The organism is Morganella sp. EGD-HP17 (assembly GCF_000512315.2).
GTDB lineage: Bacteria > Pseudomonadota > Gammaproteobacteria > Enterobacterales > Enterobacteriaceae > Morganella > Morganella morganii.
Map to the genome: position 1 here is coordinate 15,984 of NZ_AZRH01000005.1, position 21,438 is coordinate 37,421.

General features: G+C 51.5%; 18 protein-coding genes. 7 read left to right on the plus strand and 11 right to left on the minus strand.

Features of this window, described 5'->3' with window-relative positions:
- Positions 1-84 precede the first annotated feature (84 nt).
- Together X965_RS06875 and malI are read right to left on the minus strand one after the other, a co-directional pair.
- Positions 85-654, minus strand: a complete 570-nt coding sequence (locus X965_RS06875) for a hypothetical protein (protein WP_004237551.1) — start codon at positions 652-654, stop codon at positions 85-87.
- A 5-nt stretch (positions 655-659) separates the two neighbouring features.
- Positions 660-1,688 (minus strand): Mal regulon transcriptional regulator MalI, encoded by a 1,029-nt coding sequence (gene malI, locus X965_RS06880; RefSeq protein WP_004237550.1) that lies wholly within the window; start codon positions 1,686-1,688, stop codon positions 660-662.
- Positions 1,689-1,883: 195 nt separating this feature from the next.
- Here malI and malX point away from each other — a divergent pair, with 195 nt between their 5' ends.
- Positions 1,884-3,500 (plus strand): maltose/glucose-specific PTS transporter subunit IIBC, encoded by a 1,617-nt coding sequence (malX, locus tag X965_RS06885; protein ID WP_004239373.1) that lies wholly within the window; start codon positions 1,884-1,886, stop codon positions 3,498-3,500.
- Between the two features lie 50 nt (positions 3,501-3,550).
- Complete coding sequence (locus X965_RS06890) at positions 3,551-4,723, plus strand: MalY/PatB family protein (RefSeq protein WP_036417535.1); 1,173 nt, start codon at positions 3,551-3,553, stop codon at positions 4,721-4,723.
- A gap of 38 nt (positions 4,724-4,761) precedes the next feature.
- Here the strand turns inward: X965_RS06890 and X965_RS19515 are convergent, their stop codons facing one another.
- The 3 genes from X965_RS19515 to X965_RS06900 form a co-directional block, all read right to left on the minus strand.
- Positions 4,762-4,926 (minus strand): hypothetical protein, encoded by a 165-nt coding sequence (locus X965_RS19515; protein WP_004237547.1) that lies wholly within the window; start codon positions 4,924-4,926, stop codon positions 4,762-4,764.
- A gap of 1 nt (position 4,927) precedes the next feature.
- Entirely contained in the window at positions 4,928-5,683 is a 756-nt protein-coding gene (locus tag X965_RS06895; protein WP_051997318.1) for a PadR family transcriptional regulator, read from the minus strand.
- Between the two features lie 241 nt (positions 5,684-5,924).
- The gene (locus tag X965_RS06900) at positions 5,925-6,935 is read right to left on the minus strand and encodes an NAD(P)H-quinone oxidoreductase (protein WP_036417536.1); all 1,011 of its coding nucleotides are present in this window, start codon (positions 6,933-6,935) and stop codon (positions 5,925-5,927) included.
- A 502-nt stretch (positions 6,936-7,437) separates the two neighbouring features.
- Between X965_RS06900 and X965_RS06905 the strand changes: the two genes are divergently transcribed.
- Both X965_RS06905 and uspE read left to right on the plus strand, forming a co-directional pair.
- Entirely contained in the window at positions 7,438-8,196 is a 759-nt protein-coding gene (locus X965_RS06905; RefSeq protein ID WP_004237544.1) for an FNR family transcription factor, read from the plus strand.
- A gap of 143 nt (positions 8,197-8,339) precedes the next feature.
- Positions 8,340-9,287 carry a universal stress protein UspE gene (gene uspE, locus X965_RS06910; protein ID WP_004237543.1) on the plus strand — a complete coding sequence of 316 codons (948 nt, stop codon included), beginning with the start codon at positions 8,340-8,342 and terminating at the stop codon, positions 9,285-9,287.
- Positions 9,288-9,345: 58 nt separating this feature from the next.
- On the opposite strand, the gene X965_RS06915 is transcribed toward uspE, so the two are convergent.
- The 3 genes from X965_RS06915 to pntA all read right to left on the minus strand — a co-directional run bounded on the left by X965_RS06915 (position 9,346) and on the right by pntA (position 12,794).
- Complete coding sequence (locus X965_RS06915; protein WP_004237542.1) at positions 9,346-9,789, minus strand: hypothetical protein; 444 nt, start codon at positions 9,787-9,789, stop codon at positions 9,346-9,348.
- 78 nt (positions 9,790-9,867) lie between these two features.
- The gene (gene pntB / locus X965_RS06920) at positions 9,868-11,259 is read right to left on the minus strand and encodes a Re/Si-specific NAD(P)(+) transhydrogenase subunit beta (RefSeq protein WP_004239384.1); all 1,392 of its coding nucleotides are present in this window, start codon (positions 11,257-11,259) and stop codon (positions 9,868-9,870) included.
- 5 nt (positions 11,260-11,264) lie between these two features.
- Complete coding sequence (gene pntA, locus X965_RS06925) at positions 11,265-12,794, minus strand: Re/Si-specific NAD(P)(+) transhydrogenase subunit alpha (protein WP_004237540.1); 1,530 nt, start codon at positions 12,792-12,794, stop codon at positions 11,265-11,267.
- A 392-nt stretch (positions 12,795-13,186) separates the two neighbouring features.
- Here pntA and ydgH point away from each other — a divergent pair, with 392 nt between their 5' ends.
- Entirely contained in the window at positions 13,187-14,143 is a 957-nt protein-coding gene (ydgH, locus tag X965_RS06930; RefSeq protein WP_004237539.1) for a DUF1471 family protein YdgH, read from the plus strand.
- Between the two features lie 264 nt (positions 14,144-14,407).
- Positions 14,408-15,799, plus strand: a complete 1,392-nt coding sequence (locus X965_RS06935; protein WP_036417537.1) for an amino acid permease — start codon at positions 14,408-14,410, stop codon at positions 15,797-15,799.
- 251 nt (positions 15,800-16,050) lie between these two features.
- Here the strand turns inward: X965_RS06935 and hrpA are convergent, their stop codons facing one another.
- Entirely contained in the window at positions 16,051-20,022 is a 3,972-nt protein-coding gene (hrpA, locus tag X965_RS06940; protein ID WP_152902658.1) for an ATP-dependent RNA helicase HrpA, read from the minus strand.
- Between the two features lie 174 nt (positions 20,023-20,196).
- On the opposite strand from hrpA, the gene X965_RS06945 reads away from it, so the two are divergent.
- Complete coding sequence (locus tag X965_RS06945; RefSeq protein WP_004237536.1) at positions 20,197-20,802, plus strand: FMN-dependent NADH-azoreductase; 606 nt, start codon at positions 20,197-20,199, stop codon at positions 20,800-20,802.
- 93 nt (positions 20,803-20,895) lie between these two features.
- Here X965_RS06945 and X965_RS06950 read toward each other — a convergent pair whose 3' ends face one another.
- Together X965_RS06950 and X965_RS06955 are read right to left on the minus strand one after the other, a co-directional pair.
- Complete coding sequence (locus X965_RS06950) at positions 20,896-21,234, minus strand: YdbL family protein (RefSeq protein WP_004237535.1); 339 nt, start codon at positions 21,232-21,234, stop codon at positions 20,896-20,898.
- A gap of 8 nt (positions 21,235-21,242) precedes the next feature.
- Positions 21,243-21,434: a YnbE family lipoprotein gene (locus X965_RS06955; RefSeq protein ID WP_004237534.1), complete on the minus strand. Its 192-nt coding sequence runs from the start codon at positions 21,432-21,434 to the stop codon at positions 21,243-21,245.
- Positions 21,435-21,438 lie beyond the last annotated feature (4 nt).

Below are 21,438 nucleotides of genomic sequence, written 5' to 3' on the forward strand. Positions count from 1 at the left end.
CGCCGGTTTTGTATCGCTGATCTCGTTTTTACATTTTATCTGCCGCAGCGCATAAAACGCACTACGTTTTGCCGGGGCTATATGTTAGCCCCCGGCAGACGTAATCACCTGATAAGTGCAGTCAAATGCCGCTTTCTGAATACGGTAACTGTCCTGCGGATCCTGTCGCGAGCGCAGCAGCACATCCCCTTTCATAACCCGCTGTTTTTCACCCCACGGCGCAATAATCACAAACGGTTTTTCCTGCGTGATCACCAGATAATCCATCGGCTCTCCCTGCGGCCGGAAACGCTGCCGGTTGCCGCTGTCAGACGGTGTCAGTGCACTGCCGTAACGGCGTGTAAACGCCGTTTTTTTCACCAGAATTTCTTCATTGCCGGTAGCGTCACAGATGTTCTGTACCACCCAATCCCCGGCTTCCGCCGGTTTTGAACGGGTTTCTTCCCCTTCACCCCGGATAAGGGTCACTACGATTTCACCGGGCACCGCCGGACGGGCGAGAACGTCTCTGGTTTTACGGGCAACACCGGTACGGTTCCCCGCGTCCGCAAATAATTGGTTGCGATCCTGAACCGGCAGCAAATCCAAATCTTCCGCCGGTGCGGAAAACGCAGGCAGCGTCAGGAATAGCAGTCCGGAGAGTATTTTTTGCATCGTCGTTATCCGTTTAGCTGAGAAAATCCGGGTGACAGTGTCACGCTTGCAGGCGGCGAGCTATCACCACCAATACGCCGCAGCAGACGCGTTGCGGCACTGCGGCCCACATCCCGCGATGGCTGGGTGATAAAGGCTACCGGGATGTCATACAGTGCTTCACTGCCGATATCATCAAACCCCACCAGGGCGATTTCCTGAGTGAAATAACTTTCGTTATCCCCCTGTCTGACCGTGTTACCGGTGCTCAGGGCGGCAAAATACGCGCCCAGCGCCGTACCGGTGTTGTGGCAGACAATCGCACTGACTTTGGGGTACTGATACATAAATTCAGATACCCGGCGGATAATATTCTGCTGTTTGTTATCCGTTTCCACTATCCATTCGGTGCGGAACGGCAACCCGTACTGCACCAGTGTCGAGCAGTAACCGCCGACCCGCTCAGCGCGGGTGAGAGAATCACTTTCACCGCCGAAATAGGCAATCTGGCGGTGACCGTTTTTGATCAGGTATTCCGTTGCCATTCTGGCGGCAGAGGCATTGTCCGGGCGGACAACATCAATGCCGGAGAACTCACTGGCCCGGGCCGCGCACACCATCGGGATCTGATAATGATTTATCCGCTCAACCACGTCATTGGTGAGAAATTTACCGCCACCGACAATCACACCGTCCACGCCGTAGCGGATCAGACTGTCCAGAGAGCGGGCAAACCCGGCAGAAGAATTGCCGCACTGAGTCAGAAAAACCTGTTTGCCCTGTGTTTCCGCATATTCACTGACACCGGCAGCGACTTCCGCATAAAACGGTTCGGTAATATCTTTGACAATCAGGCCGATTACATTAGAGATATTGTCCCGCAATGTGGCGGCCTGCTGATTGCGGACATACCCCAGTTCTTCAATTGCCGCGTTGACTTTATCTGCGGTTTTCCGCGAGATCCGTCCTTTTCCGCTGAGCACCAGTGACACCGTGGTTACGGAGACACCTGCCTGCTGCGCCACATCGACTATCGTGACTTTTCTGAGATTCATAACGCCGGATACTTCCTTATGCTCAGGATACTGCACGGGATTTTACACAAAATACGATAAAACGTTTTATCTATTTCCGAAATATGGTTGCCAGGTCATGTTTATTTTTTGTGATCGGGCAACTATTATTACTTGGTAAAACGTTTTATCTTATTTTACCTTCACAACACCACACTGACATTTACAGGATACCGTATGAGTAGCCAACCAAAACAAAAAGTCACGCTCTGGGAGTTTTTCCAGGGACTTGGCAAAACCTTTATGCTGCCTGTCGCGCTGCTCTCGTTCTGCGGGATCATCCTCGGTATCGGCAGTTCCCTCAGCAGCCGGGATGTACTGACACTGCTGCCGTTTCTGGATCACACCGTCTTCCAGTTACTGTTCACCTGGATGAGCAAAATCGGCTCATTTGCCTTCAGTTTCCTGCCGGTGATGTTTGCTATCGCCATTCCGCTGGGGCTGGCGCGTGAAAACAAGGGCGTGGCTGCATTTGCCGGGTTTGTCGGCTTTGCGGTATTTAACCTCGCCACTAACTTCTACCTCACTGCCGCTGATATTTTACCGACTACCGACCCTGCTATTCTGAAAGCCCATAACATCCGTGATGTGCTGGGTATTCAGTCAATCGACAGCGGGATCCTCGGTGCGGTTATTGTCGGTATTATTGTGTATATGCTGCATGAACGCTTCAATACCATCCGTCTGCCGGATGCCCTGGCGTTCTTCGGTGGTACCCGTTTTGTGCCGATTATCACCACTCTGGTACTCGGCCTGTGCGGCCTGCTGGTTCCGCTGATCTGGCCGTGGTTTGCGATGGGTATCAACGGATTAGGTAAGCTGATTCAGAGCGCCGGAGCATTCGGACCAATGATTTTCGGCTCCGGTGAGCGGCTGTTACTGCCGTTTGGCCTGCATCATATACTGGTGGCGCTGATCCGCTTTACTGAAGCGGGCGGCACTATGGAAGTGTGCGGTAATACCGTTAACGGCGCACTGACCATTTTCCAGGCGCAGCTCTCCTGCCCGGAAACCCAGGGCTTTGCGGCCAGCGCCACACAGTTCCTGTCTCAGGGTAAAATGCCGGCGTTCCTCGGCGGCCTGCCGGGTGCGGCATTAGCGATGTATCACTGTGCTCACCCCGAAAATCGTCATAAAATTAAGGGATTACTGATTTCCGGTGTGGTTGCCTGTGTTATCGGCGGCACAACTGAGCCGCTGGAATTCCTGTTCCTGTTTGTCGCGCCGTTCCTGTATCTGATCCACGCAATTCTGACCGGACTGGGCTTTACCGTAATGGCGATTACCGGTGTCACTATCGGTAACACCGACGGTAACCTGATTGACTTTGTGGTCTTCGGGATCCTCCACGGTATCCAGACCAAGTGGTATATGGTGCCGGTGGTGGCCTTTATCTGGTTCGCTTCTTACTATGCGATTTTCCGTTTCGCCATTACCCGCTTCAATATCAAAACCCCGGGCCGCGATACAGACACCAAAGAAAGCGCACCGGCAACCGGCAGTTCCGCAGGAAAATCCGGCTATGATGTTCCGGCTATTCTGGCGGCGCTGGGCGGTAAAGAGAACATTATTTCACTGGATAACTGTATCACCCGTCTGCGGATGTCCGTGCAGGACATGAGCAAAGTGGATGACGCACAGCTTAAAGCATTGCGGGCGATCGGGGTTGTCCATCTGAATGAACATAACTTACAGGTGGTTATCGGCCCGCAGGTTCAGTCTGTCAAAGATGAACTGGAAAAGCTGATGAAATCCGCGCCTGATTCCGCTCAGCCGGAACCGCAAAACGCCTGATAACTGACACCGCACTGCCTGACAGTGCGGTTTTTCTTTACGGAGAAACTATGTCCTCTCTCTTTTCTGTCCCGGTTGACCGCCACGGCACTTACTGCACGCAATGGGATTTTGTGCAGGATCGCTTTGGTCAGGCGGATTTACTGCCTTTTACTATCTCAGATATGGATTTTGTCACCGCACCGGTGATCCTGAAAGCCATTTCAGAACGCACCGCGCACGGCGTGTTCGGCTACAGCCGCTGGCAGCACAACGATTTTCTCAGCGCTGTTGCACACTGGTTTTCATCCCGCTTTCAGGCGCAGATTGATACTCAGGCGCTGGTGTACGGGCCATCAGTGATTTACATGGTCAGCCAGATGATCCGCCTGTGGTCACAGCCCGGTGACGGTGTGGTGGTGCATACCCCGGCGTATGATGCATTTTATAAGACGATCACCGGTAATCAGCGCACTATTGTTCCCTGCCCGCTGCAAAAAACTCCTGAGGGCTGGTGGTGCGATATGGATGCACTGAGATCCCTGTTTGCAAAACCAGAGACGCGGATTCTGCTGCTGTGCAGCCCGCATAACCCGACCGGGAAAGTCTGGACCCGCGAAGAACTGACCACCATGGCAGAATTGTGTGAACGGCATAATGTGCGGGTGATCAGTGATGAAATTCATATGGATCTGTGCCGGGCGCCGCATCAGCACACGCCGTGGTCTGAAACCGGGCGCGGGGAGTGGGCATTATTCACCTCAGCATCCAAATCCTTCAATATCCCGGCACTGACCGGCGCTTACGGGCTGATTTCAGATACCGCCTCCCGCGAAGCCTATTTTCATCAGCTGAAAGCCTGTGACGGGCTCTCTTCTCCTGCCGTGCTGGCGGTTATCGCTCATATCGCCGCCTACCGGGAAGGTGCGCCGTGGCTGGATGAGCTGCGTGATTATCTCTTTGCTAATCTGGATTATATAAAGCAGCGGCTGGATGCTGAATTTCCGCAGCTGAACTGGCAGGTGCCGGAATCCACCTATCTGGCGTGGATAGATCTGAACCCGCTGAATGTTGATGATAATGCCCTGCAACATGCACTGATTACACAGGAAAAAGTGGCGATCATGCCGGGATATACCTACGGAGAGGAAGGACGCGGATTTTTGCGTCTCAATGCCGGATGCCCGCGTGATAAACTCGCCGCAGGCATGGATAAATTAATTAATGCGCTGAAATCACGCTGATTTTTTTGCACGACCCGGGCGCATTCGCTGCGCCCCGGTTATTCGTGTTTGCCGACCTTATTGCGCAAGGCGCGGCGTAAATAGGAAAACGGTAAGCTGGGACACGACTTATCTGCGGGCCTGCCGGTGTTCACCGCTTCCTGTTTTTCATCCTGAACCGGCTTTTCCGGCGGGATTTTTCCGGAGGTGGTGTTTTCCGCCATATTATTCCCCTTCTTTACTCAGAGCGTCGTTAACCGCTTCTATTTTCCGTACTGCATCATTAAGAATATCGGCAATCTGCCCGAGCTTGGTTTCATCCAGTTCACTGGTGACCAGTTTATGGCGCAGCAGTGCCCGTAAATTCCCCAGAGCCTGCTCGATTTCATCTGATAACAGAGAACCACGGCGGAAAGATTTGGTCTCCTGCAGGCGCTGTGCAATCTGTTCCAGAACATCGGTGTTCTCTTCCAGATGCATTTTACCTTCCGGTGTCAGGCTGTAGCTTTTACGGCCGTTACCGGTGTTTTCCGCGACAATCAGCTGCTGATCTTCGAGCAGGGTCAGTGTCGGGTAAATCACGCCCGGACTCGGTGTATAGAGGCCGGAAGTCAGCTGACCGATAGATTTGATTAACTCATAACCGTGACTCGGTTTCTGGTTAAGATTAGCCAGCATCATAATACGCAGGTCACCATGATCAAGCAGACGGCGAAGCCCTTTTCCGCGACCGCGGTGACGACCGTGGCCTTCGTGGTACTCATGATGATCACCGTGGCAACCATGTTCGTGTTGTCCGTCATGTCCGTGATGATCACCATGGCAGCAATGGCTGCGGTGTTCGTCGTGACCGTGATGTTCGCCGTGGCAACGATGCCCGTCTTGTCCGTGGCGTTCCCCGTGACGGCCGCCATGACCCCCGCGGCGCTGACGCCCTTCCTGTGAATCACAGGCGCGGTAGCGTAAAGCATGAAGAAACATAATAAATTCCTTTTGTGATAAATAGTGATAATCAGCAAAATCAGAATTTAGATATATCTGTTTTGCCTTCAGGAACTACTATAGTCTCCCAGAATAGAAAGATCAAATTAGATATATCTAAAATAGCACTTTTTGTCTTTTAACGGGAATGATTATCACTATCACAGTATAGCAGGAAGTGACCTGCACAATCAGCAAATGGTGCGAAACACCCTGACAGTGCAGGTATAAAGGAAGAAAATCAGAAGTCAGGATTAATCAGAACAATTTTTCCGGTTAAATCGCCGGACTCCATCAGCTGGTGGGCCTGTGCCGCATCCGCCAGGTTAAAGGTATAGTTGACCAGTGGCTTGACCTTTCCTGACCGCAGCAGCGGCCAGACTTTATGCGCAAGATCCCGGGCAATCACCGCCTTCTCTTCCGGCGTCCGCGCCCGCAGTGTCGAACCGGTATGCAGCAGGCGTTTTACCATCAGCGGCATCAGATTCAGGTTCTGCGGATTACCTCGCATCAGGCCAATCTGGATAATCCGCCCGCCTTTAGCCGCAACCTCATAGTTTTTGCTGACATAATCACCACCGATAAGGTCAACAACCATATTTACACCCTGACCGCCGGTCAGTTCCGGAATGACCTGTGCAAAATCCTCTTCACGGTAATTAATGACGTGATCGGCGCCCAGTTGCCGGGCAAGCTCTGCTTTTTCACTGCTGCCGACGGTGGTGTATACCGTGGCACCAAAAGCTTTCGCCAGCATGATCGCCACACTGCCGATACCGGAGGTGCCGCCGTGGATAAGCACACTCTCTTCACTCTGCAGTTTGCCGGTCTGAAAGACGTTCGCCCACACGGTGAAAAAATTTTCCGGAATGGCCGCCGCTTCCGTGTAACTCAGGTTTTCCAGCGGCAGCGCGATACTGTCATGAACCAGGCAATATTCCGCATATCCTCCGCCCGCAACCAGCGCACACACCTTATCGCCGACCTGGCGGCGTTTGCAGTCTTCCCCGACAGCCACAACGTCACCCGCGATTTCCAGTCCCGGAATCGGGGAAGCATCCGGCGGCGGCGGGTAACTGCCCTGACGCTGGAAGACGTCAGGCCGGTTGACACCGGCTGCGGCGACTTTAACCAGCAGGTATTCTCCCTGTACCTTCGGCAACGGCATCTCAATCGCCTGTAATACGTCCGGACCACCGTGCCGGGTAATATCAATTGCCATCATCGATTCAGGTAATGCATATGACATCATTACTTTTCCTTAACTTAATCAGTCCCGGTTTTGTAATACCTGTCGTTTTATGACGAATCAGGCAAATTACGGTTTCAGCATAATGCAGCATATCAAAGATAGCACTGCAGGTTTATGACGGTGTATTATGTCCGGCTGCTGCTTTTTTATATTTTTTATCTGTGCCGGACCGTGTTTCTTTTCGTTATTTATTTGTGATTTTTTTTAATGTATCACACCACTTTATAACGTGAAAAGAACGCGTTATTCATATTTAATCCATTTATTAACATACTGATGAGCAGGAAATTGACCTGCATTCCCTCCCTCTGTTATTTTAAACCGGATTATTGAGAGTTTAATCAAATAATTCACATTATGACATCACGAAAAAAGCATAATATGTCAATATTATGCCCCTGTTTTCAGCCCGGTATGACGATATTTAAACTCAGACCACTTACCACTTTTGGTAGTCTGTGATAAAATTGATTCAAATCAATATTATTTCAAGAGCAAGCCTATGATCCCGGAAAAACGTGTAGTACGTAGAATTCAATCAGGTGGCTGCGCGATCCACTGCCAGGATTGCAGCATCAGCCAGCTTTGCATCCCGTTCACGCTCAATGAGCATGAGCTGGATCAGCTCGATAATATCATCGAGCGCAAAAAGCCTATCCAGAAAGGCCAGGCACTGTTTAAAGCCGGAGATGAGCTGAAATCACTGTATGCAATCCGCTCCGGGACCATCAAGAGCTACACCATCACCGAAGAAGGTGATGAGCAGATCACCGGTTTCCATCTTGCCGGTGACCTCGTCGGCTTTGATGCCATTATCAATACCGAGCATCCGAGTTTCGCCCAGGCGCTGGAAACGTCCATGGTCTGTGAGATTCCGTATGAGACCCTGGATGACCTGTCCGGTAAAATGCCTAACCTGCGCCAGCAGATGATGCGCCTGATGAGCGGCGAAATCAAAGGTGATCAGGAAATGATCCTGCTGCTCTCCAAAAAGAATGCGGAAGAGCGTCTGGCTGCTTTTATTTATAACCTGTCCCGCCGTTTTGCGCAGCGCGGTTTCTCCCCTCGCGAATTCCGCCTGACCATGACCCGTGGCGACATCGGTAACTATCTGGGCCTGACGGTCGAAACCATCAGCCGTCTGCTGGGTCGTTTCCAGAAGAGCGGAATGCTGGCAGTAAAAGGCAAATATATCACCATCGAAGATATGGAACAGCTGGCGGCCCTGGCCGGTAAAGTACCTGCACTGCCACAGGATTAGTAATTCCTTCCCCGGCAACATTTTTGGCTGCCGTAAAACGCATCAGACCGGTTTATTTCGGTCTGGTGCGAATATTTCCTACATTCCTGCTCCCGTTTGGTTTATCTTTATAGATACGTATCCAGCCCCGCGAGGAGAGATGAATGTCTGAATATCAGAACCTCTTAGTTGCAATAGACCCCAATCAGGATGATCAGCCGGCATTACGGCGTGCGGTATATATCGTGCAACGCAATGGCGGACGCATCAAAGCTTTCTTACCTATCTATGATCTGTCATACGATATGACCACCCTGTTGTCCCCTGAAGAACGGGATGCTATGCGCAAAGGCGTAATTGCCCAGCGTTGCGCGTGGATCAAACAGCAGGCGCGTTATTATCTGGAAGCCGGCATCGATATCGAAGTGAAAGTGGTATGGCATAACCGGCCTTATGAGGCGATTATCAGGGAAGTTGTCAGTGGTGGTCATGACCTGCTGCTGAAAATGGCGCATCAGAATGATAAGTTTGAGTCTCTGATTTTCACCCCGCTGGACTGGCAGCTTCTGCGCAAATGTCCGTGTCCGGTCTGGATGGTTAAGGATAAAGTCTGGCCGGAACAGGGTTCTGTGGTGGTCGGTGTGAACCTGTCCAATGAAGAATCCTACCATGATGCGCTGAATCTCAAACTGGTGTCGCTGACACAGGATCTCGCAAAACGGATTGTGAAAGACCCGGCAATCCATCTGGTCAGTGCTTATCCGGTGGCGCCTATCAATATCGCTATCGAATTACCGGATTTTGACCCGAATACTTACAATAACGCGCTGCGCGGCCAGCATCTCATCGCCATGAAAGAACTGCGCCAGCAATTCTCCATCGGCGAAGAGTACACCCACGTTTATGAGGGATTACCGGAGAAAGTGATCCCGGAAGTGTGCGGTGAACTGAATGCCGGGGTGGTGGTGCTGGGTATTATCGGCCGGACCGGTATTTCTGCCGCGTTCCTCGGCAATACCGCAGAGCATGTTATCGACCATCTGAAGTGTGATTTGCTGGCGGTGAAACCGGACGGCTTTGTTTGTCCGATCGATACCAGTGATGATGATTAATCCTGTCTCCCGCAGAGGCCACGGCTTCTGCGGGAATTTTCTGCGCGTTCTGCGATAATCAGAACAATGGCGCACACATCCCGTCACCGAGCACTTTCTTCACGTTCTTCTTATTCGGTTTAAATTCACCGACTAATTTATTATCGGAATAAACCTTAAATTCCGCAGCTTTACTGAGCGCTTCAGTCAGATTGGTCCAGGCCGCAGCACCGGCACGGTGTTTGGTGCTGTCCGGTACAAAATATGCTTCGTCGTCAATCAGAAATTCAATCTGCCCTTCCACTTCATGATCACCGGCCGAAATATCAATACTGTGATCGATTGAATTTTCATAATCCTCCGGGTCCGCCCCGACGTTACAGGCAACGACAACGGTCACGCCGGTGTCATTACTGATCCCGTACTCGATAAACCCCTGGCCGAAACCGGATGTCCAGATATTCGGAATGGCTAATGCGGAGGCAGAAAAGAGAAAGAGTGAAACGGCCATCATTTTTTTCATTAATCTGAGCCCTCTGAGTGAAAAAAAGGCGGGTAACGCATTTACCCGCCTTGTGCATTTTATGCTTTTTTACCCGGATTACAGTGCGCGCAGAATAGCGTCACAGCTGGCTTTGGCATCGCCAAACAGCATCTGGGTGTTTTCTTTGAAGAACAGCGGGTTCTGAACCCCGGCATAACCGGTATTCATCGAACGTTTGAAGACAATCACGTTCTGCGCTTTCCACACTTCCAGAACCGGCATCCCGGCAATCGGGCTGTTCGGATCTTCCAGTGCCGCAGGGTTAACGGTGTCGTTCGCGCCGATCACCAGCACCACGTCGGTGTCTTTGAAATCATCATTGATTTCATCCATTTCCAGCACGATATCGTAAGGCACTTTTGCTTCAGCCAGCAGGACGTTCATGTGCCCCGGCAGACGACCGGCAACAGGATGGATACCAAAACGGACTTCGATGCCCTTATCACGCAGTTTCTGAGTGATATCGTGAACCGGATACTGAGCCTGGGCAACCGCCATACCGTAGCCTGGGGTGATGATAACGGAACTTGCCCCTTTGAGCATTTCCGCCACATCTTCCGCACTGATTTCACGGTGTTCGCCCTGCTCTTCATCACCGGATGATGCCGTACCGTCAGTACCGAAACCACCGGCAATCACACTGATAAAGGAGCGGTTCATCGCCTTACACATAATGTAAGACAGGATCGCACCGGAAGAACCGACCAGCGCACCGGTGACAATCAGCAGGTCGTTGCTGAGCATAAAGCCCGCCGCCGCCGCTGCCCATCCGGAATAGGAGTTCAGCATGGAAACCACTACCGGCATGTCCGCACCGCCGATAGAGGCGACGAGATGCCAGCCGAAGGCCAGTGCAATCACGGTCATCAGGATCAGGGTGAAGACCTGTAAGCCGGTGCTGTCGGTTTTGACAAAGGTCCATAACAGCAGGAAGGACACCACCAGTGCCGCCAGGTTCAGCTTATGGCGGTTAGGCAGCATCAGCGGTTTGGAGGATAATTTTCCGCATAATTTGCCGTAAGCAACAATAGAACCGGTGAAGGTCACCGCACCGATAAAGATGCCGAGGAACACTTCTGTCAGGTGAATATTGTTCATCACCGCCGAGGTCAGCGCCTGGTTGTGATCCATATAGCTGTTGAAACCGACCAGGACTGCCGCCAGACCCACAAAGCTGTGCAGAACAGCAACCAGCTCCGGCATTTCGGTCATTTCGACTTTACGTGCCAGACGAATACCGATTACCGCACCAATCACCATGGCAACAATAATCCAGCCGATATTGGCAGAATACGGCCCGAAGATGGTGGCAACCAGCGCGATAGCCATACCGGTAATACCCAGCAGGTTACCCCGTTGTGAGGTTTCATGGCGGGATAACCCGGCCAGACTGAAAATAAATAAGATTGCGGCAACAATATATGCCGCTGTAACGACTCCGCCCGACATATTCATTACCCCTTACGAAACATTTTAAGCATACGCTGTGTGACGGTGAATCCGCCGAAAATATTGATACTGGCAATCAGTACCGCAATGAAGGAGAAGAATGTCACCCAGCCGCCGCTGCCGATTTGCAGCAGTGCGCCGACAACGATAATCCCCGAAATTGCGTTGGTCACCGCCATCAGCGGGGTATGCAGCGCATGACTGACATTCCAGACCACGTAATAGCCGACCACACAGGAGAGTGCGAACACGGTAAAGTGGGATAAAAACTCCGGCGGAGCCACGTTGGCCAGCCAGGAGAACAGGATAAATGCCAGTGCCATCAGGCCGTATTTCAGCCACGGTGACATCGGTTTTTCCGGTTTTTTCTCTGCTTTCACAGCGGCCGGTTTTGCCTGCGGTTGTGCGGATACCTGAATCGGCGGCGCAGGCCAGGTGATTTCACCGGCTTTCACTACCGTCAGACCGCGGATCACCACATCATCAAAATCAATGTTGATCTGCCCGTCTTTCTCTTTGCACATCAGCTTCATCAGGTTCACCAGGTTGGTGCCGTAAAGCTGGGATGACTGTGTGGCAAGGCGCGCCGCCAGGTCGGTATAACCGATGATTTTCACGCCGTTTTCCGTGGTGTGGATTTCCCCCGGAACGGTCAGTTCACAGTTACCGCCGTTCTGAGCCGCCAGGTCAACAATCACGCTGCCTGATTTCATCGACTCAACCATTTCTCTGGTGATGAGTTTCGGTGCCGGTTTACCCGGAATCAGTGCGGTGGTGACAATAATATCCACTTCTTTCGCCTGATCCGCGAACAGCGCCATCTCAGCTTTAATAAAGGCTTCCGACATGACTTTCGCGTAACCGTCACCGCTGCCCGCAGTTTCTTCGAAATCAAGTTCGAGGAATTCGGCACCCATACTTTTAACCTGATCTTTTACCTCAGGACGGGTATCAAAGGCACGGACAATGGCCCCGAGGCTGCCTGCCGCACCGATAGCGGCCAGACCGGCAACACCGGCACCGATAACCAGCACTTTGGCAGGCGGTACTTTACCGGCAGCAGTGATCTGCCCGGTGAAGAAACGGCCGAAGGCGTTGGCGGCTTCCACAATCGCACGGTAACCGGCGATATTGGCCATCGAACTCAGTGCATCCAGCGACTGGGCGCGTGAGATACGCGGTACAGAATCCATCGCGAAGACGTTAACACCCTGTGCTGACAGTTTTTCCAGCAGCTGCGGGTTCTGGGCAGGCCAGATAAAGCTGACCAGTGAGCTGCCCGCCTTCATCAGCGGAATTTCATCATCCTGAGGAGCATTCACTTTAAAAATAAGGTCAGACTGCCAGGCTTCCTGTGTGCTGACAATATCAGCACCGGCTTCGCGGTAAGCGTTGTCATCAAAACTGGCAAGATGACCGGCTCCTGTTTCAACAGCCACATCAAATCCGAGTTTTTTCAGTTGTATTACTGTTGCCGGCGTGGCGGCGACCCGGGTTTCACTGGACTGTCGCTCTTTTGGTACACCAATACGCATAATGTTCCCTTATATAAGCTCAAGTGTTTTACGGATGATTGGTCGGACATGTGCGTAAAAAAACAACCAACTGCACAAATTCAGATCAAAAGCACCCTTTTATCCGATATGTCCTAATAAGCTACTGAAAAATGTGATATCGATCCATCTAATTTGTTTGCTGAATGAAATTAAAACGGTATTTATCCGGGCGGAAATTTTTTTTGCCGATAAATGACTATGATTGCATAAATTTATGGTAAAAATAGCTGTATGATTAACAGTCGTTAGATTGCACGATAAATTAAAGCGACAACAAGCACAAATACATGTCATAATTGTGCGGCCAGGATATAAAATTTACAGGTTCAGCACGTTATGAATATTAATTGCGCAAGGCGGAAGGATTTTGTATGAAGCTGAAAACAACGGTCATCGCATCTGCGATGTTTTTTTCATTTACCAGTCTGCTCCCCGCTCAGGCGGCACAGGAATTAACACCGGAACAGGCCGCTCAGTACCAGCCTTTCGAGCGGATTGCAGTTACAGGGCGTTTTAATGCTATTTATGAAGCCGCAGCTGCCGTTTCGCGTAAAGCAGACAAAATGGGTGCCGATGCTTTCTATATCCAGAGCCTCGATGATCTGAACAACAACGGCAATATGCGTGTTGTTGCGGATGTTTACCACCGCGATGCACCACCGGCCGAGGAAAAAGGCTACCGCCAGTTCCGTGGCGTTAATGAATTACCTGAGAAAGATGCTATCGGCCTTCAGCCGTTTGATACCGTCACTGTCAGCGGCTTTTTTGCCAACAGCCCTGATCTGAACGATGCTATCGCCAAAGAAGCAGTGAAAAAAGATGCGGCCTCTTTCTTTATCGTCCGTAATATTTTCACCAACGATGGCGGTAACCAGCTGGTCACTGCATATGTCTATAAAGCGGATGCACCAAAACGTGTACTGCAGACAGAAGAAGCGCTGATCCCTGCGGATTCTGATGCCGGTCGTGCCGCACTGGCTGCCGGTGGCGAAGCTGCCAAACAGGTCGAAATCCCTGGTGTGGCCTCCTCTACTGACACCGCCGGTAACAATGTCGGTCGTTTCTTTGAAACCCAGTCCTCCCGCAGCGGCCGTTATACCGTGACTCTGCCGGACGGCACCCAGGTTCAGGAACTGAACAAGGCGTCAGCCGCTGTTATGGCACCGTTTGACAGCGTAACCTTTACCGGTTACTACACCACGTCACCGGAAGTCTCTTATCAGGTCGCCAAACGTGCGGCAGCCAAAGGGGCGAAATATTATCATATCACCCGTCAGTGGCAGTCCAGCGGCGGTAACGTGACTATCAGCGCTGATTTATTTAAATAATCACCGCCTGACAGTTCACCGGAAAAAGCGTATCTCTGATACGCTTTTTTTATGGCTTTTGTCCGGGGTATTAACACTTTCACTACATTCTTCTGCTGTCGTTCTGATAAACAGTAAATATGCATAATATAATGCAATTAATGCATGATTAAACATTGCATATCCCGCCGTGTATCCGTACAATCAGCGCCAATTTTTGCGTATTCAGTCAGATTGACTGCATGAATACCCTGCTTACCGCATCAGATTTACCGGGAAGGTCTTTTGGATAAGAAACTCAGTTTAACCGCGCTCACCGCATTAGTGCTCAGTTCTATGGTTGGTGCCGGTGTGTTTAGTCTTCCGCAGAATATGGCCGAAGTGGCCAGTCCGGCTGCACTTATTATCGGCTGGTCAATTACCGGTGTCGGTATCCTCTTTCTGGCTTTCGCCCTGCTGCTGCTTTCCCGGCTGCGTCCGGATCTCGACGGCGGCATCTTTACCTATGCCAAAGACGGTTTCGGGGAACTGATTGGTTTCTGCTCCGCCTGGGGATACTGGTTATGTGCAGTGATCGCCAACGTCTCCTATCTGGTGATTGTGTTTGCGGCGTTCAGCTTTTTTACGGATACCCCGGACAATACTGTTTTCGGCGACGGAAATACCTGGCAGGCGCTGATTGGTGAATCTGTTCTGCTGTGGTTTGTGCATTGCCTGGTGCTGCGCGGCGTACAGACTGCCGCCGGTATCAATAAACTGGCAACGTTCGCTAAACTGGTGCCGCTCGGCCTGTTTATCGTCCTGGCGGTAATCGCATTCCGCTGGGATACCTTCCATCTTGATTTCACCGGTGTGGATCTCGGCGTGCCGGTGTGGCAGCAGGTGAAAGATACCATGCTGATCACGCTGTGGGTATTTATCGGGATTGAAGGTGCGGTTGTGGTTTCCGCCCGTGCCCGCCGCCGTAAAGATGTCGGTTTGGCGACCATGATGGCGGTGATTTCCGCACTGACGATTTATATCCTGGTTACCCTGCTGTCAATGGGGGTTGTTGCCCGTCCGGAACTGGCAGAAATGCGCAACCCTTCGATGGCAACACTGATGGTGAACCTGATTGGCGGCAGTGGTGAGATTATTATCGCAGCGGGTCTGATTATTTCTGTCTGTGGTGCATATCTGAGCTGGACAATTATGGCTGCCGAAGTGCCGTTTATCGCCGCACTGCATGGCTCTTTCCCGTCACCGTTTAAAAAACAGAATGCGAATAATGCCCCATCCTCCTCTTTATGGATGACTAACGGTGCGGTACAGCTGGCACTGGTGCTGATCTGGCTCAGCGGCAGTAATTACAATACGCTGCTGACCATTGCTTCTGAAATGATTCTGGTGCCCTATTTCCTGGTCGGTGCATTCCTGGTAAAAACCGCCCTGAGAATGAAAAAACCGGCACTGCTCGGCGTGGGTATGATTGCGGCAATGTATGGCTTATGGCTGATTTATGCATCCGGCATTATCAATCTGATGCTGTCAGTTGTGCTCTATGCACCGGGTATTCTGGTATTTCTCTATGCCCTGAAAAACCGTGAGATAAAAACCACACTGCATTTTATCGAGTGGAGCATTATTGCAGCCCTGCTGATAGCGGCAGTTCCCGCACTCTGGTATCTGGTGCGCTGAAAATCTGAAAACAGGAGCCGGTCACTGACCGGCTTTTTTGTCTCCTTCCCCGCTTCCCCCAATTTTCTCTGCCGAACATAAACAAGCACCGTTGCTTCCTGCGGAGGATTGAGATGAAAACACACTGCATGTTGTAACTAAAATGATGCATTCACAGAAAAAGGACAAAAGAAAACGGGCGATGATATGCCCGTTTGTTACTATAATCACCGGCACTGGATAAATAAACAGTATACCGCAAAAACGGCACTTTACCCGCTGATTTGTTCCATTGCCTGAATAATCCGTTTATCAGAAACCGGATACGGCGTTCCCAGTTGCTGGGCGAACAGACTGATACGCAACTCTTCTATCATCCAGCGCACAGCCTCCGCTTCCGGTCTGTGTTTCTCCACCGGTGATAACTTACCCTGCCACTGCTTCCACAGGTTCTGAACATGCTCAATTTTACTCATATTCGCCCTGTCGCGGTTAACGTCAGATACCAGTTTTTCGATGCGCCGCTCTATCCCCTGTAAATAGCGCAGGATATCCGGCAGACGCTGCCAGCCGTGAGCCGTTACAAAGCCCGGGAAGACCAGTCCGCTCATTTGTGCTTTGATGTCAGAGAGCGCAAACGCCATCTGCATATCAATCCGCCCTTTCAGGCGTTTACTGATGGCAAATGTGGTGGTCAGGATCTGCTCCACCAGCTTCGCGATACCGACAACGGTTTCGTTCAGCTCAGCCCGGACAAACTCCTGTAACTGCGCGAATTTGTCCTCCTGCCAGACCACACCGCCGTATTGTGCGATCAGCTTGTCGACACCACAGGCGATACAATCATCAATCAGATCCAGCACTTTACCGTACGGGTTAAAATACAGCCCCAGTTTGGCTTTGTTCGGTAATTTTTCATGCAGATATTTGATCGGCGACGGAATATTCAGCAGCAGTAAGCGCCGCGTTCCCGCCTGCATCGCCAGCTGCTGCTCAAATTCCGTTTCAAAGACCTTAATCCCGACACTCTGCTTTTCATCCACCAGCGCCGGGTAAGCTTTCACCGCATAACCACCGCGTTTTTGCTCATAACAGCCGGGAATATCGCCGAAACGCCAGATATGCGCACCGCTTTGTTCGATACCGTCATCGACCACATCAGACAGTGTCTGCTGCACCTGCTCTTTCAGGCTCAGTTTTAAAGCTTCCAGATCGTAACCTTCCGCCAGTTTTTTCTGTTTATCCCCCGTGATACGGAAGGTGATTTTCAGATGTGACGGAATTTGATCCAACTGCCAGGATTCGCGATCAACCGTGACACCGGTCATACGGCGCAGTTCCCGCTCCAGCGCATCCAGCAGTGCGCCCTGCGGCTCAGGTACCCGCTCCATAAATGCGCCCGCATAGTTTGGTGCAGGCACAAAATTGCGGCGTACCGGTTTCGGCAGCGATTTAATCAGCGCAATAACCAGCTCTTCACGCAGCCCGGGGATTTGCCAGTCAAACCCTTCCGGACTGACCTGATTCAGTACCGGCAGCGGAATATGTACGGTCACACCGTCCGCTTCGGTTCCGGGTTCAAACTGATAGCTCAGGCGGAATTTCAGATCCCCCTGATACCAGTAGTTCGGATAATCCTGTGCAGTTACCTGATTAGCATCAGAGCGGATCAGCATGTTTTTCTCATAATTGAGAAAATCCGGTTTCTGTAGCCGTTCCCGTTTCCACCAGTTATCAAAGTGGCGTGACGAGATAATATCCGGCGGCAGACGGGTATCGTAGAAACTGAACAGAGTTTCATCATCCACAAGGATATCGCGGCGCCGGGATTTGTGTTCCAGCTCTTCCACTTCATTACGCAGTTTCTGGTTTTCCCGGAAGAACGCATGACGGGTCAGCCAGTCACCTTCCACCAGCGCATGACGGATAAAGAGTTCACGACACAGCGCCGGATCGATATTACCGTAGTTCACCGGACGTCCCGCCACGACCGGCAGGCCATAGAGAGTCACTTTTTCCATTGCCATCACCGCACCCTGAGATTTCTCCCAGTGCGGCTCGCTGTAGTGATATTTCACCAGATGCGGTGCCAGCGGCTCTATCCATTCCGGTTCAATTTTAGCGGCAATCCGCCCCCATAACCGGCTGGTTTCCACCAGCTCCGCCACCATTACCCATTTCGGCGGCTTCTTAAATAAGCCGGAACCCGGGAAGACGGAGAAACGCGCATTACGCGCCCCGGTGAACTCCTGTTTTTCCGTGTCTTTCTGCCCGACATGGGACAGCAGACCGCTCAGGAGCGACAGATGGACACTTTTATAATCCGCCGGTTCGCTGTTCACCGGAATTCCCTGCTCTTTCACCACCTGGCGCAGCTGGGTATACACATCCTGCCATTCGCGGATCCGCAGATAGTTAAGAAACTCCTGACGACACTGTTTGCGCAACTGCGAGTTGGATAACACTTTCTGCTGTTCTTTCAGGTAGTTCCACAGATTCACAAAGGCAATAAAGTCAGATTCTTTATCCGCAAAGCGGCGGTGTTTTTCATCGGACGCCTGCTGTTTCTCCAGCGGACGCTCACGGGGATCCTGGATGGAGAGTGCGGCGGCGATCACCATGGTTTCCCGCACCGCGCCGTGGTTACGGGCTTCCAGCACCATCCGCGCCAGGCGCGGGTCAATCGGCAGTTTCGCCAGCTGACGGCCGGTTTGTGTCAGATGATAATGCCCTTCGGCGGAGGTTTTACCGTCGATAGCACCCAGTTCTTCCAGCAGTTTGACGCCATCCTGGATATTGCGTTTATCCGGCGCTTCCACAAACGGGAAGGCGGCGATATCCCCCAGCCCGATCGCGGTCATCTGCAGAATAACGGAGGCCAGGTTGGTACGCAGAATTTCCGGGTCGGTAAATTCCGGCCGTGACAGGAAATCATCCTCCGAATAGAGTCGGATGCAGATCCCGTCAGAAACACGGCCGCAACGCCCTTTGCGCTGGTTTGCCGAGGCCTGCGAAATTGGTTCTATCGGCAGACGCTGAACTTTTGTCCGGTAACTGTAGCGGCTGACACGGGCAAACCCGGTATCAATCACATATTTGATGCCGGGAACGGTCAGCGAAGTTTCCGCCACGTTGGTGGCCAGTACGATACGGCGCCCGGTGTGCGGCTGAAAAATCCGGTTCTGTTCACTGTTGGAAAGACGGGCAAACAGCGGCAGCACTTCGGTATGGCGTAAATCTGCTTTATTCAGGGCATCGGCGGTTTCACGGATCTCCCGCTCCCCGCTCATAAAGATAAGGATATCCCCCGCACTTTCCCGTCCCAGTTCATGCACGGCATCCAGAATGCCCTGAGTCAGGTCACGATCCGAATCATTCTCTTCCCCCATCACCGGACGATAACGGACTTCCACCGGATAAGTACGCCCGGAGACTTCAATAATCGGTGCATTACCGAAATGACGGGAAAACCGCTCCGGATCAATGGTCGCGGAGGTGATGATCACTTTCAGATCCGGACGTTTCGGCAGAAGCTGACGCAGATAGCCGAGGATAAAATCAATATTCAGGCTGCGTTCGTGGGCTTCATCGATGATGATGGTGTCATACTGCAGCAGCAGCTTGTCCTGCTGTAATTCTGCCAGCAGGATCCCGTCCGTCATCAGCTTAACCAGCGAATTATCACTGACCTGATCACTGAAGCGGACTTTATAACCGACGGCGCCGCCAAGCGGGACTTTCAGTTCCTCCGCAATACGGGAAGCTACGGTCCGTGCAGCCAGACGACGCGGCTGGGTATGACCGATAAACCCGGTGATACCGCGTCCCAGTTCCAGACAGATTTTCGGGATCTGCGTGGTTTTACCGGATCCGGTTTCACCCGCGATGATCACCACCTGATTATCACGGATCGCGTTATAAATCGCTTCGCGCTTCTGCGAGACCGGCAGATTATCCGGATAGGTAATCTCCGGCCGGTTGGCAATGCGCAGCTCTGTGCGGGTAATACCGCGCAGCATCTCATCCTGTAACCCTGCCAGCACCTTCTGCTGAGATTCGGGGTTGCGGATCTTCGCCACCCCCGCCAGCCGTTTGCGGAACTGATGCTGCTCCCGCAGCGATAGATGGGGGATTAACTGTTTTAATTCATTAAGAAGGGAATTCACCTTGCTGTCCTTCTGATAGGTAATATCGTGCCGTCTGTACGGTTTGGCTTTTTGTGCGGCGGGTCTCCCCTCTGTCATTGTTATCCCGTTTTCGGAGTAACGCACACCGCGTGTCTTTATTAAACTTGCCGTATCCGGCCATTGTCAGATTTTTTGATGTTATGCGCCGAATTTATCTGCTGTTCTTTATACAGCGGCTTTCATACACTGATTACGTAATAAATAAGCTGAATCACAATAACAAGGTTTACTATGCAAAAAGTTCTCGTTCTGAAATCCAGTATTCTTGCGGACTACTCACACACCAACAAAATGGCGGATTATTTTATCGGACAATGGCGGAAAAATCATGCAGATGATGCGATCACTGTCCGCGACCTGAGTGCTGACCCAGTACCGGTTCTGGATAACGAAATTGTTTCCGGTATGCATGGTTCCGCAGGCGGCACCTTAACACAGCGTCAGGAGTCCGCAAATGCATTACAGACTGAACTGATTGATGAGCTTTTTGCACACGACGTTATCGTATTCACCGCACCAATGTATAACTTCACCATACCGACACAGCTGAAAACCTATCTGGATTTCATTGCAGCTGCCGGCAAGACCTTCCGCTATACCGAAAAAGGTGCCGAAGGGCTGGTGACGGGCAAACGTGCGATTGTTCTGACTGCACGCGGCGGTTTCCACCGCGATCAGACGTCTGACCTGATTGTGCCGTTTATGACACAGTTCCTGGGTTTTATCGGGATCAGCGATATTGAGTTTATTTATGCCGAAGGTGTCTCGATGGGTGAGGATTTTGCTGAAAAAGCACAGCAGAATGCCCGTCAGTGCGTTGAAGCGCTTTCCGCATAACCGGATAACAACACAAAAACAAGCAGTATCATCATTAATCATCCTTGTTCCGCGCCGGGTCATCCGGCGCTTTTTTTTGCATCCGTTAATCCGTTACTCTTTCTTCAGCCATTTACCGTTGATACCGAGCACATATTCGCCCTGCGGCGCGCGGGTCACCAGTTTCTGTCCGGCGATTTTAGCCACTTCATCCGCTTTCATCCGGTTGGTTTGTGCCAGTTCACTGTATTTTTGCGTCCGGGCTGTATTAATCTCTTTCACCAGACCGCTGACATCCTGCCGTGACGATGCTTTATCCACGGCCGCGATATAACCGCTGAAGGTTTCGCCCACCAGTCCCTGCTGTTTGGCCTCATCCAGGGTCAGTGCAAACGCAGAGCTGCTGATCAGTAATGTCAGCGCGGCCAGCCCGCTGTTAATGAATTTACGCATTATTCACCTCAAAATATCGCTGAGTTATTTTTCAGCAAATCTTCAACCTGGCGGTCAATTTTGACATTAATTTCATGTTCAATTTTGACATTCATATTGATATCAATGGGTTTATCCGGTGTGGCCACTTCCACCCGCAGACAACCGTTAAGCGCGATAATCATCAGCGGTAATACCGCACCTGCTATCCATTTTTTCATTCTG

Coding starts and splice junctions, on each gene's coding strand:
- uspE (WP_004237543.1), top strand. CDS start 8,340: ATGTCTGAATATCAGAACCTCTTAGTTGCAATAGACCCCAATCAGGAT.
- X965_RS06950 (WP_004237535.1), bottom strand. CDS start 21,234: ATGCGTAAATTCATTAACAGCGGGCTGGCCGCGCTGACATTACTGATC.
- malX (WP_004239373.1), top strand. CDS start 1,884: ATGAGTAGCCAACCAAAACAAAAAGTCACGCTCTGGGAGTTTTTCCAG.
- X965_RS06875 (WP_004237551.1), bottom strand. CDS start 654: ATGCAAAAAATACTCTCCGGACTGCTATTCCTGACGCTGCCTGCGTTT.
- X965_RS06890 (WP_036417535.1), top strand. CDS start 3,551: ATGTCCTCTCTCTTTTCTGTCCCGGTTGACCGCCACGGCACTTACTGC.
- X965_RS06955 (WP_004237534.1), bottom strand. CDS start 21,434: ATGAAAAAATGGATAGCAGGTGCGGTATTACCGCTGATGATTATCGCG.
- hrpA (WP_152902658.1), bottom strand. CDS start 20,022: ATGACAGAGGGGAGACCCGCCGCACAAAAAGCCAAACCGTACAGACGG.
- malI (WP_004237550.1), bottom strand. CDS start 1,688: ATGAATCTCAGAAAAGTCACGATAGTCGATGTGGCGCAGCAGGCAGGT.
- X965_RS06905 (WP_004237544.1), top strand. CDS start 7,438: ATGATCCCGGAAAAACGTGTAGTACGTAGAATTCAATCAGGTGGCTGC.
- pntB (WP_004239384.1), bottom strand. CDS start 11,259: ATGTCGGGCGGAGTCGTTACAGCGGCATATATTGTTGCCGCAATCTTA.
- X965_RS19515 (WP_004237547.1), bottom strand. CDS start 4,926: ATGGCGGAAAACACCACCTCCGGAAAAATCCCGCCGGAAAAGCCGGTT.
- ydgH (WP_004237539.1), top strand. CDS start 13,187: ATGAAGCTGAAAACAACGGTCATCGCATCTGCGATGTTTTTTTCATTT.
- X965_RS06945 (WP_004237536.1), top strand. CDS start 20,197: ATGCAAAAAGTTCTCGTTCTGAAATCCAGTATTCTTGCGGACTACTCA.
- X965_RS06900 (WP_036417536.1), bottom strand. CDS start 6,935: ATGATGTCATATGCATTACCTGAATCGATGATGGCAATTGATATTACC.
- X965_RS06915 (WP_004237542.1), bottom strand. CDS start 9,789: ATGAAAAAAATGATGGCCGTTTCACTCTTTCTCTTTTCTGCCTCCGCA.
- X965_RS06895 (WP_051997318.1), bottom strand. CDS start 5,683: ATGTTTCTTCATGCTTTACGCTACCGCGCCTGTGATTCACAGGAAGGG.
- pntA (WP_004237540.1), bottom strand. CDS start 12,794: ATGCGTATTGGTGTACCAAAAGAGCGACAGTCCAGTGAAACCCGGGTC.